Annotated in this window: 8 protein-coding genes and 2 pseudogenes; 4 read left to right on the forward strand and 6 right to left on the reverse strand. The window is 64.4% G+C overall.

Annotated features, from left to right (window positions below; all coding sequences use genetic code 11):
- Positions 1–191, reverse strand: a pseudogene (locus ACNPP0_RS14535) (AraC family transcriptional regulator); the annotation flags it as partial.
- Between the two features lie 142 nt (positions 192–333).
- Between ACNPP0_RS14535 and ACNPP0_RS14540 the strand changes: the two are divergent.
- The gene (locus ACNPP0_RS14540) at positions 334–2,553 is read left to right on the forward strand and encodes a TonB-dependent siderophore receptor (RefSeq protein WP_448706284.1); all 2,220 of its coding nucleotides are present in this window, start codon (positions 334–336) and stop codon (positions 2,551–2,553) included.
- Between the two features lie 96 nt (positions 2,554–2,649).
- On the opposite strand, the gene ACNPP0_RS14545 is transcribed toward ACNPP0_RS14540, so the two are convergent.
- Positions 2,650–3,816 (reverse strand): mandelate racemase/muconate lactonizing enzyme family protein, encoded by a 1,167-nt coding sequence (locus ACNPP0_RS14545; RefSeq protein ID WP_332609478.1) that lies wholly within the window; start codon positions 3,814–3,816, stop codon positions 2,650–2,652.
- Positions 3,817–3,929: 113 nt separating this feature from the next.
- On the opposite strand from ACNPP0_RS14545, the gene ACNPP0_RS14550 reads away from it, so the two are divergent.
- Entirely contained in the window at positions 3,930–4,832 is a 903-nt protein-coding gene (locus ACNPP0_RS14550) for a LysR family transcriptional regulator (RefSeq protein WP_332609476.1), read from the forward strand.
- Positions 4,833–4,885: 53 nt separating this feature from the next.
- Here the strand turns inward: ACNPP0_RS14550 and ACNPP0_RS14555 are convergent, their stop codons facing one another.
- Both ACNPP0_RS14555 and ACNPP0_RS14560 read right to left on the reverse strand, forming a co-directional pair.
- Entirely contained in the window at positions 4,886–5,407 is a 522-nt protein-coding gene (locus tag ACNPP0_RS14555; protein WP_046802916.1) for a single-stranded DNA-binding protein, read from the reverse strand.
- A gap of 391 nt (positions 5,408–5,798) precedes the next feature.
- Positions 5,799–6,983: an MFS transporter gene (locus tag ACNPP0_RS14560; protein WP_332609474.1), complete on the reverse strand. Its 1,185-nt coding sequence runs from the start codon at positions 6,981–6,983 to the stop codon at positions 5,799–5,801.
- A gap of 196 nt (positions 6,984–7,179) precedes the next feature.
- Here ACNPP0_RS14560 and uvrA point away from each other — a divergent pair, with 196 nt between their 5' ends.
- The gene (gene uvrA / locus ACNPP0_RS14565; protein ID WP_442880283.1) at positions 7,180–10,035 is read left to right on the forward strand and encodes an excinuclease ABC subunit UvrA; all 2,856 of its coding nucleotides are present in this window, start codon (positions 7,180–7,182) and stop codon (positions 10,033–10,035) included.
- 47 nt (positions 10,036–10,082) lie between these two features.
- Entirely contained in the window at positions 10,083–10,745 is a 663-nt protein-coding gene (locus ACNPP0_RS14570; RefSeq protein WP_448706287.1) for a glutathione S-transferase family protein, read from the forward strand.
- A 58-nt stretch (positions 10,746–10,803) separates the two neighbouring features.
- Here the strand turns inward: ACNPP0_RS14570 and ACNPP0_RS14575 are convergent, their stop codons facing one another.
- Complete coding sequence (locus ACNPP0_RS14575; protein WP_448706289.1) at positions 10,804–11,949, reverse strand: deoxyguanosinetriphosphate triphosphohydrolase; 1,146 nt, start codon at positions 11,947–11,949, stop codon at positions 10,804–10,806.
- Between the two features lie 5 nt (positions 11,950–11,954).
- Positions 11,955–12,108 (reverse strand): annotated as a pseudogene (locus ACNPP0_RS14580) (3-dehydroquinate synthase); the annotation flags it as partial.

Raw genomic sequence — 12,108 nt, forward strand, 5'->3', positions numbered from 1 at the left:
CCCCCCCCGTCCAGCACCACCAGGCTGACGCCGTCGTCCACCCTTAGCACGCGCTCGATCACGTCTTCCCAGTCGTCCGTGGCCGGTACGGTCGGCAGCGTGCCGCGCCACCACTCGTGCTGCTTGGGCGGTGTGGTGCAGGGTTCGGGAAGTGACAGGATGGGCAAGGGCGCGGCGGCGCTGGCGGGCATGGGAAAGGGGCGCAAAAACGGGGCAGCAGCAAAACCGTCAAACGGCGCCGAAAAATCGTCAGACAGCAAAAGCCGGATCTGGAATCATGCCGACGCACAGAAATGATTCTTGTTAATTATAAATTGATCCAGGGGTAACACCGTGTCCTTTTCAGTCAAGCCGCTGCCGCTGGCGCTGTTGGCCGCCCTAGCGGCGTCCGCCTCCGCCTCTGCCCTCGCGCAAACCGCCCCGCTGGCCCAAGGCGGCGGTAACGGCGTCACCACGCTGGCGCCCGTCGTGGTGCAAGGCGCGCGCGACGCGTCGCCGACTGCCGGCGCGGACTACGTGGCCACGCGCAGCCGCTCTGGCACCAAGTCGGACGCCGAGCTGATCAACACGCCCCAGACGATCAACGTCATCACCCGCAATGAAATGGACGAGCGCGGCGTCACCTCGGTGGCGCAAGCCGTGCGCTATACCCCGGGCGTCTTCGCGCAATACGGCGACAGCGACGTGCGCTATGACTGGCTGACCGTGCGCGGTTTCACGCCGTCGCGCTATCTGGACGGGCTGCTGCTGCCCTTCGGCGCGCGCGGCTATTCGCAACCGCGCATCGACACCTACGGGCTGGAACGCATCGAAATCCTGAAAGGCCCGTCGTCGGGGCTGTACGGTCAAAGCGCCCCCGGCGGCCTGGTCAACATGACCAGCAAGCGCCCCACCGCCGAAGCCATCAACGAAGTGGTGTTGCAGGCGGGCAGCTTCAACCGCTATCAGGGCGCGTTCGATTTCTCGGGCCCCGCCGACGAAGAAGGCAAGTTTCTGTACCGCTTGACGGGCACGCTGCGCGACAGCGACACGCAGTACCAGCACGTAGACGACGAACGCCAATTCATCGCGCCCAGCTTCACGTGGCGCCCGTCATCCGACACCAGCTTGAACGTCAGCGCGCAATACCAGAAGATCACCAGCCACGGCGGTGGCGGCGCCCCCGTTCTGCCCGTTATCGGCACGCTGGAAAAAAGCGCCACGGCCGGCTACATCCCGCGCGACCGCTTCGTGGGCGAGCCCGGCTACGACATCTTCACCAACGAACAGACCATGGTCGGCTACACGCTGGACCACCGCTTGAACGACACGTGGAGCCTGCGCCAAAGCGCCCGCTACACCAACGTCGACACCAACACGCGGCGCGTGCAGATCGGCGCGATGGTGTCGGACACGCAGGCCATCCGCTACGCCTGGGCGTTTCCGGAAACCTCGCATACCTTCCAGATCGACAACCAGTTGAACGCCAAATTCAACGCAGGCCCGACGCGCCATGACGTCACCTTCGGCCTGGACTATCTGCGCGAAAAATCCCGCTACAACGAGAGCAGCCTGGGCTTGATGCTGCCCCCGGCTTCGCCGCTGTTCAACGTGTTCGACCCCGACTACGGCACATCCGTGACGCGCCCGGCCACGGCCACCAAAATCAACATGACGCGCAGCCAGCTGGGCCTGTACGCGCAAGACCAGATCGAACTGGACCGCCTGCGCTTCACCTTCGCCGGCCGTTATGACTGGACCGAGGGCACCACCAACAACGGCGTCGCGGGCAGCGGCGGCCAATGGGGCTGGACGTCGCGCACGGCCGATGCCGACCGCTTCACCGGCCGCGCCGGCGTGACCTATCGCTTTGACAACGGCATCGCGCCGTACTTCAGCTACTCGACCTCGTTCCAGCCGATGACCGGCATTACGCGCGACGGCTCGCCGCTCAAGCCCACCACCGGAGAGCAATACGAGGCCGGCGTGAAATACCAGCCCGACGGCTACGACAGCTTTGTCACGCTGTCGGCCTTCCAGATCACGCAGAAAAACGTCAGCACGCCCGACCCGGTCAACACCAGCTTTGTGGTGCAGACGGGCGAAGCGCAGGTGCAGGGCATCGAGTTGGAAGGCAAGGCCAGCTTTGACAACGGGCTGGACCTGACGATGTCGTATGCGCTGAGTGATAGCGAAGTCACCAAGACCAACGTCGCCGCCCAGCGCGGCAACCAGATGATTTTCGTGCCACGCCACCAGGCCGCGCTGTGGGCCGACTACACCCTGCGCGAAGGTCCGCTGCAAGGCGTGGGCGTGGGCGCGGGCGTCACGTACCGTGGCGGCTTCTACGGCGACTTGAACAACCGCTACGCCCTGCCCGCCGTCACCTTGGTGGACGCCGCCATCCGCTACGACCTGGGTCGAGTCAGCCCCACCCTGGCCGGCGCGCAAGTGGCGCTGAACGTGTCCAACCTGTTCGACAAGCGCTACGTCGCCAACTGCCTGGGCACGGCCGTCAGCTGCTACTGGGGCGCCGAGCGCACGGTGATGGCAACGTTGCGTTATCGCTGGTAAATCGGACGTGGATCGCGGGGAGTTCGCTGGGGGATCACGGGTGACCCGCGGAGGGTTCGCCGGTGATTCTCCGGCTAAACCCCATACGGCCGCGGCCTACGCCGACAATTGCCGCATGACGGTGATCAGATCCGACTTGCCTTCAAAACCGATGCCGGGCAGCTCCGGCATCGTGACGTAACCGCCGTCCACTTTCACGCCGTCGGGAAACCCGCCGAAGGGCTGGAACAGGTCCGGGTAGCTTTCGTTGCCGCCCAGCCCCAAGCCCGCCGCAATGTTCAACGACATCTGGTGACCGCCATGCGGAATGCAGCGGCTGGCCGACCAGCCGTGTTGGCGCAGCATGTCCAGCGTGCGCAGGTACTCCACCAGCCCGTAGCTCAGCGCGCAATCGAATTGCAGCCAATCGCGGTCCGGGCGCATGCCGCCATGGCGGATCAGGTTGCGCGCGTCCTGCATGGAAAACAGGTTCTCGCCCGTCGCCATCGGGTTGTTGTAGTAGTTGCGCAGGGTGGCCTGCAACTCGTAATCCAGCGGGTCGCCCGCCTCTTCGTACCAGAACAGGTCGTACTGCGACAGCGCCTTGGCATACTGGATCGCGGTGTCCAGATCGAACCGGCCGTTGGCGTCCACCGCCAGCTTCTGCCCGTCTTGCAACACGCTCAAGATGGAATCGATGCGGCGCAGGTCCTCGTCCAGCGACGCGCCGCCAATCTTCTTCTTCACCACCGTGTAGCCACGATCGATGTAGCTGCGCATTTCATCCTTGAGCTTGCCGTGGTCCTGGCCCGGGTAGTAATACCCACCGGCCGCGTAGACAAACACGCGGCGGTCGGCTTGCCCGTTGCCGTAGCGATCCGCCAGCAACTGGAACAGCGGCTTGCCTTCGATCTTTGCGACCGCATCCCACACCGCCATGTCGATGGTGCCAATCGCCACCGAACGCTCGCCATGGCCGCCCGGCTTCTCGTTCGTGAACATGGCGTCCCAGATCTTGTGCGGGTCCAGGTTCTTGCCCGTCGCGTCCACCAGCGACTCGGGATCCGCCTCCATCACGCGCGGAATGAAGCGTTCGCGCATCAGCTTGCCCTGGCCGTATCGGCCATTCGAATTGAAGCCATAGCCCACCACCGGCTTGCCGTCGCGGATCACGTCGGTGATCACGGCGACCAGGCTCAGCGTCATCTTGCTGAAATCGATATAGGCGTTGCGGATGGGCGAGCTGATTGGCAGCGTCTGTTCGCGGATCTCGACGATTCTCATGAGGTGTCTCCTGATGCGCCGGCTATGGCGGCGCGGGTAAGTTCAGAACCCCTAGCGTAGAGGCGAACACCCGCACTAAGATTCACCCATATTCATTTGATTATTAACTTTCAGTGAAAACCGACATCGCGTCCGAATTGGAGTTTTTCATCCATCTGGCCCGTCTGGGCAGCCTTTCGGCGGCCGCACGCGAACTCGACCTGACGCCCCCCGCCGCCACCAAGCGCCTGGCGCTGATGGAACGGCGGTTGGGCGTGCGGCTGGTCAACCGCAGCACGCGCAATCTCAGCCTGACTCCCGAAGGCGAGACCTACCTGTCGCACGCGTCGAAGATCCTTGATGACCTGCGCGCGATGGAAGACGCGGTCTCCAGCAGCGGCGGCACACCGCGCGGCGCGCTGAAAGTGAACGCCACCTTGGGATTCGGCCGCACCACCATCGCCCCGCTGGTCTCGGACTTTGCCAAGCGCTATCCCGACGTCCAGGTCCAACTGGAAGTCACGGACCGGCCTGTCGACCTGGTGGAACGCGGGTTCGACCTGGCGATCCGTTTCGGCGAACTGCCCGACCGCCGCCTGAGCGCCCGACGCGTCATGTCCAACGGTCGCTTCCTGTGCGCGTCCCCCCGCTACCTGGACAAGCACGGCACCCCCGCCACGCTGGCCGATCTGGCCTCGCACCGCTGCATTCTGCATACGCAGAACGACGAAGCACACGGCGTGTGGCGATTCACCCGCGCGGGCGAAAGCGTGGCAATCAAGGTGGATGGGGCGCTGTCCAGTAACGACGGGGATATCGTGCTGGGCTGGGCATTGGACGGCCATGGCATCTTGATCCGCTCGGAATGGGATCTGGCCAAGTATTTGAAAAGCGGGCGGCTGCGAGTGGTATTGCCTGACTACACGCTGCCATCCGCCGACCTCTTTGTGTATTACCCGCAACGCAGAAATCAAACTGCGCGGGCCAGGGCATTTATCGATTATCTGGTTGAGGTGTTTCAAGCGCCGAACAAATAAAAAGCCCCCGCTTTTGCGGGGGCTTTTCCTGGCTACGTAGCCGTTCGGAAAACTTAGAACGGAATATCGTCGTCCATATCCGCCAGATTCGCACCGCTGCTGGCCGGGGCCGCTGCGGGAGCCGGGCGCTGTTGCGGGGCTGGGCGTTGCGCCGGGGCGCGTTGTTGTTGCGGGCGCGACGGGGCGTCGTCGTAGCCACCGCCACCACCGTAGCTGGCGCCACCGCCACCGCCGTCTTCGCGGCCGCCCAGCATTTGCATTTGGTCTGCCACCACTTCGGTGCTGTAACGGTCTGCGCCGGTGTCCTTGTCTTGCCACTTGCGCGTCTTCAGGCGGCCTTCGATGTAGACCGAGCGGCCCTTCTTCAGGTATTCGCCGGCGATTTCAGCCAGGCGGTTGTACATCACGACGCGGTGCCATTCGGTTTCTTCGCGGCGTTCGCCGGACGCCTTGTCCTTCCAGGTGGAGGTCGTGGCGATGGACATGTTGCAGATTGCAGCCCCTTCCGGGCTGTAGCGGACTTCCGGGTCGCGACCCAGGTTGCCCACGAGAATGACTTTGTTAACCGATGCCATGCCGATGTCCCTCAGTTGTTGACAGCCTGCGTCTGCGCGTTGCCGCGAGCGCGCCGGCAACAACATAAAAAGCGATGTTGAAGACCGGCTTCATGAAACACGCCGGTCATCATGACAATGACCGGCGACGCCTGGGATCCTATGACCCCCACTTCCGTGAAGCCCTAATTTGGTACGTATTATCGACGAAAAGACCCCGCCACGCCAAACGCGTTTCGTGACAAAGCGATCCACCCCGCGAATCGATTTAGGGGCTATTGAGCGCCATACGCAGCGCGATCGGCGACGGTTGGCGCTTAGTCGGGGACGCATCAGCAGGCCAATCGCCAGGCTGCTCAACCGCAGCCGACGCGCCTTGCCCCCCTGCGCCTGCGCCAGCTCGTTACTCGCCTTACGCCAGCGGCCGCAGCGCCCAGGTTACCGCCAGCCACACCGCCGACAGAATCGCCGCCCCAATAAACACCGCGCTGGCGCCTGAATGGGCCGCCAGCCAGCCACCCAGCGCACCGCCCGTAAACAGCCCAGCCGCTTGCGCCGTGTTGTAGAAGCCCAGCGCCAGCCCCTTGTACGCCTGCGGCGCCACGCGCGACACCAGCGAAGGCTGCAAGGCCTCCAGCACGTTGAAGGCGACAAAGAAACCGGTCAGCGCCACGGCCAGCGTGTAAAAACCGTGGCTGGCCGCCGGCAGCAGTGCGCACACCAGCACCAGGCCCGCCACGGCGGCGCGCAAGGCCCCCCGGTGGGCACGACGCTTTTCCGCGACGAACACCACGGGCACCATCAGCACGAACGACACCAGGATGACGGGCAGATAGACCTTCCACAGCTCGCGCGCGTCCAGCCCGCCCACCTTGGCCAGCAAGGCCGGCACCACCACGAACAGCGACACCTGGATCAGATGCAGCACGAACACACCAAAGTTCAGCCGCAGCAGGTCACGGTGGGTCAGCACTTCACGCGGCCGGGCGGCCTGCATGGTGCGGGCCTGGGTGCGCGGCACCACCGGCACCACAAAGCGCGCCACGCCCAGGCAGATCACGCCCAGGCAGGCGATGGTCCAGAACAAACCCGACAGCCCCCACCAGCCCACCAACACGGGCGACAAAACCAGCGACACCGCGAAAGACAGACCGATCGACCCGCCCACCATGGCCATGGCCCGGGTGCGCACTTCGTCGCGGGTGGCGTCCGCCAGCCAGGCGGTGACGGCGGCCGAAATCGCGCCCGCGCCCTGGATGGCGCGGCCGATGGTGATCCAGTACACGTCGGTCGCCTGCGCGCAGACGATGCTGCCCGCCACGAACAGCAGCAGCCCGAACAGCACAACAGGGCGGCGCCCCCAGCGGTCCGAGGCCAGGCCGAAAGGAATCTGCATGAATGCCTGGGTCAAGCCATACATGCCCAGCGCCAGGCCGACGCGCGCGGGGTCATCGCCACCCGGCAGGCCGGCCGCGGCCACGGCAAACACCGGCAGCAACAGGAACAGCCCCAACATCCGGGCGGCGAACAGGCCGGCCAACGCGACGCTGGCGCGGCGTTCGGAGGGGGTCAATTTCAGCTTGATGTCTGCCGGCATGCGAAAAATTCAACAATGACAAGGGCGGTGCGCGCGCGTGGATGTCACACGCTCACAGTCTGATCTGGCGGTGCGGCGCCGAACCCGCTTCAGTCCAACTTCGTGGACGGCCTTGAACGCGGGAGGTTTCGGCGCGCTATAGTAACAAGTTGGCCTTTGAAACCGCTTAAAAGAGCCTGATGGACACCCGATCGACGTGACAATACGCATACGGGGTGCACGCACCCACAACCTCAAGAACGTTTCGCTGGACCTGCCGCGCCACAAACTGGTGGTCGTCACCGGCTTGTCCGGCTCCGGCAAGTCTTCGCTGGCGTTCGATACGCTGTACGCGGAGGGCCAACGACGTTATGTGGAAAGCCTGTCCGCGTATGCCCGCCAATTTCTCCAGCTGATGGACAAGCCGGACGTCGACCTGATCGAAGGGTTGTCGCCGGCCATCTCTATTGAGCAAAAGGCCGCGGGCCACAACCCGCGTTCCACCGTCGGCACCATTACCGAAATCCACGACTACCTGCGCCTGCTGTATGCGCGGGTCGGCACGCCCTACTGCCCCGATCACGGCCTGCCGCTACAGGCGCAGTCCGTCAGCCAGATGGTTGACGCGGTGCTGGGCTGGACGCCCGAAACGCGGCTGGCCGTGCTGGCGCCCATCGCGCGCGGCAAGAAAGGCAGCTTCGAGGACGAATGCGCCAGCTTGCAGGCGCAAGGCTATGTGCGGCTGCGGGTAGACGGGCAACTGATGGAAATCGACGGCATGGCGCCGTTGAAGAAAACCGAAAAGCACGACATCGACGTCGTCATCGACCGGCTGCGCATCAAGCCGGAAAGCAAGCAGCGCCTGGCGGAAAGCTTTGAAACCGCGCTCCAACTGGCGGATGGGCGCGCGCTGGCGCTGGACATGGACAGCGAACACGAGCAGGTTTTCTCCAGCCGCTACGCCTGCCCGGTGTGCAGCCACAGCCTGCCTGAACTGGAACCGCGCCTGTTCAGCTTCAACAACCCGATGGGCGCTTGCCCCAGCTGTGACGGCATCGGCCAAGTGGGCTTTTTCGACCCCAAGCGGGTCGTGGCTTTCCCCGAACTAAGTCTGGCCGCCGGTGCCATCCGGGGCTGGGACCGCCGCAACGCCTTCACGCATTCGCTGCTGACCAGCCTGGCGGCGCATTACGAATTCGACATTGAAGCCCCGTTTGAAGAGCTGCCCGAAACCCTGCGCGACAAGGTGTTGTACGGGTCGGGCGAAGAAGAAATTTCGTTCCTCTACCTGAACGAAAAGGGCCGCAGCACCGTCAAGCGCCACACCTTCGAAGGCGTCATCCCGAACCTGGAACGCCGCTGGCGCGAAACGGATTCCGCGACCGTGCGCGAAGAACTGGGCAAGTACCGCAACATCAAGACCTGCCCGGACTGCGCCGGCTCGCGCTTGCGCCCCGAAGCCCGCAACGTGTTGATCGGCCACGATCCGCGCGGCGGCGAGCGCCACGGCCAAGCCATTTATGAAGTCGAGGCCATGCCGCTGTCCAGCTGCCTGGCCTGGTTCCGTGACCTGAGCCTGACGGGCGCCAAGCAGGAAATCGCGCAGCGCATCGTGCGCGAAATCGAAGCGCGGCTCAGTTTCCTGAACAACGTGGGTCTGAACTATCTGTCGCTGGACCGCAGCGCCGACACCATCTCGGGCGGCGAGGCCCAGCGCATACGCCTGGCCAGCCAGATCGGTTCCGGCCTGACGGGCGTGATGTACGTGCTGGACGAGCCGTCCATCGGCTTGCACCAACGCGACAACGACCGCTTGATCGGCACCTTGCAACACCTGCGAGACCTGGGCAACAGCGTCATCGTCGTCGAGCACGACGAAGACATGATCCGCATGGCGGACTGGGTGGTCGACATGGGTCCGGGCGCGGGCGAGCACGGCGGCGAAGTCGTGTCGCAGGGTGATCCTGAAACGGTGCAGCGCGATCCGAACTCGCTGACGGGCCAGTACTTGAGTGGCGCGCGCGAGATCGCGATTCCGCCGCGCCGCCCGGTCAACGACGAACTGCCGTGGCTGACCTTGACCGGCGCCAGCGGCAATAACCTGAAAGACGTGGAACTGCGCGTGCCGGCCGGCCGCCTCGTCTGCGTCACGGGCGTGTCCGGTTCCGGCAAGTCCACGCTGATCAACGACACGTTGGCGGTCGCGGTATCGCGCCAGCTGCATCACGCGCAAAGCGAACCCGCCCCCTACGTGTCGATGCAAGGGCTGGAGAACTTCGACAAGATCATCAGCGTCGACCAAAGCCCCATCGGCCGCACGCCGCGCAGCAACCCGGCAACCTACACCGGGCTGTTCACCCCCATCCGCGAACTCTTCGCCGGCGTGCCGGAAGCGCGTACGCGGGGCTATGACCCGGGCCGGTTCAGTTTCAACGTCAAGGGTGGCCGCTGCGAAGCGTGCCAGGGCGACGGCGTGGTCAAGGTGGAAATGCACTTTCTGCCCGACATGTACGTGCCTTGCGACGTGTGCCACGGCAAGCGCTACAACCGCGAAACGCTTGAAATCCGCTACCGGGGCCGCAACATCAGCGAAGTGCTGGATTTGACGGTCGAACAGGCGCTGGAATATTTCGAGTCCGTGCCGGCGATCTCGCGCAAGCTGCATACGCTGATCGATGTCGGCCTGTCTTATATCCGGCTAGGCCAAAGCGCCACCACCTTGTCGGGCGGCGAAGCGCAGCGCGTGAAGCTGTCTTTGGAACTGTCGCGCCGTAGCACCGGGCGCACGCTGTACATCCTGGACGAACCCACCACCGGCCTGCATTTCCGCGACATCGAACTGCTGTTGCAGGTGCTGAACCAGCTGGTCGACAGCGGCAATACCGTACTGATCATCGAGCACAACCTGGACGTCATCAAAACGGCGGACTGGCTGATCGACATGGGCCCGGAAGGCGGCGACGGCGGCGGCTATGTCGTGGCACAGGGCACACCCGAGGATGTTGCCAACACGAAGGCCAGCCACACGGGGCAATATCTGGGCAAGCTGCTGCGCCGCAACGCAGGCAGGTAAATCGAAGCGCACCTAATCGAAGCACACGTTACGGCGGAAACCGCACTATGTACACCCTGATCATCGGCAACAAGAATTACTCATCGTGGTCCTTGCGGCCGTGGCTGGCGCTACGCGCGGCAGGCATCGCATTCAGCGAGCAAAAGCTCGGTTTCTTCACGGAGGCGTTTACGCGCCAAGTGGCGGCGGTGTCGCCCGCCGGCCTGGTGCCGGTGCTGCTGGACGGTGACTTCGCCGTGTGGGATTCGCTGGCCATCTGCGAATACGCGGCTGAACAGCACCCCGACGCGGCCCGGTGGCCCCGGGACGCCAAGGCGCGCGCGCGGGCGCGGTCGATTGTGGCGCAAATGCACAGCGGCTTCACGGCGCTGCGCAACACGATGCCGATGAATATCGAAGCGCATCTGCCGGACATCGACGTGCCCGAGGCGGCGCGGCAAGACATCGAACGCGTGCAAGCCATCTGGCGCGACACGCGCGCGCAGTTCGGCCAGGGTGGCCCGTTCCTGTTCGGTCAGTTTTCAATTGCCGACGCGTTCTATGCGCCGGTGGTGTCACGCTTTACCACGTACAACGTGGCCGCGACGGGCGCCGTGCGCGATTACATGGACGCGGTGATTGCGCTGCCGGCCATGCAGGAATGGATACGCGACGCGCGCGCGGAAGCGACGTTCGTGCCGGAAGACGAGCCGTACCGCACGCATCGCTGAGCAGGCGCAATGCGGCGCGGGCCGCGGTACGGCGGCCCGGCAACGCCAGCGGCACCGCTTAGCCCATTTCAAACAGCCGTTTATGCTCGCGAATGGCGTAGCGGTCGGTCATGCCGGCGATGTAATCCGAAATAGCGCGGGCCTGTTCATTGAATGCCTCACGCCGGTAGTCGGGCGGCAACAGACGCGGATCATCCAGGAACGCCGCGAACATTTCGCGCACGATACGGCGCGCCTTCGCGGTCATGCGCAGCACCTGGTAATGCCGGTACAAGTTGTCGAACAAGAACTTCTTCAGCGCGTCGGCCTCGCGCCGGATCTCGTCCGAAAAACCGGCCAAAGGCGGTGCGCGGCGCACATCGCCAACGCTGGTCGGGGCCGCGTCACGAATGCGGGCCAGCGACGTCTGCGTCAAGTCGACAATCAAGGTGTTGATCATGCGGCGGATCGTCTCGGCCACCGCGCGGCGCGGCGCCAGGCCGGGATAGCGGTCCAGCACTTGGGCATGGTGGCGTTCAAAGATCGACACGTCCTGTAGCTGCTCCAGCGTGATCAAGCCGGAACGCAGGCCGTCGTCGATATCGTGGTTGTTGTAGGCCACTTCGTCGGCCAGGTTGGCCAGCTGCGCTTCCAAGGACGGCTGCGTGCGGTTCAAGAAACGCTCGCCCACATCACCCAGCTGGCGCGCATGCGCGGCCGAGCAATGCTTAAGGATGCCTTCGCGCGTTTCAAAGCAAAGGTTCAGGCCGTTGAAGTCCGCATAGCGTTCTTCAAGCTCGTCCACCACACGCAGGCTTTGCAGGTTGTGCTCGAAGCCGCCGGCCTCGGGCGCCAGCTCACGCATGCAGGCATTCAGTTCGTCCTGGCCGGCGTGGCCAAAGGGTGTGTGGCCAAGATCGTGCGCCAGTGAAATGGCTTCGGTCAGGTCTTCGGACAGCCCCAGGCTACGAGCCAGCGTGCGCGCGATCTGCGCCACTTCCAGGCTGTGCGTCAGTCGCGTGCGGAACAGATCGCCTTCATGGTTGACGAAGACCTGCGTCTTGTATTCCAACCGACGAAAGGCGCCGGAATGGACGATGCGGTCACGGTCACGCTGAAACTCGGTCCGGTTTTCGGGCGGTGGTTCGGCATAAGCCCGACCGCGCGATTGGGACGGGTCGGATGCGTAGGAAGCCAGCTCTTTCATCTGCAACACCGTCTCCATCGCGGTTACTGGGTGGTTCGGGACAAGACGGCTCGCACCGCTTCGTCCGGGGCCGCGCGCATCAGCGCTTGGCCTATGCGCGGCATGAGCACGTAGCGGATCGAGCCGCCTTCGGTCTTCTTGTCGACCTGCATCAGGTCCAGCCAGCGGTCGGCGCCC

The organism is Achromobacter semiaridum (genome assembly GCF_053543755.1).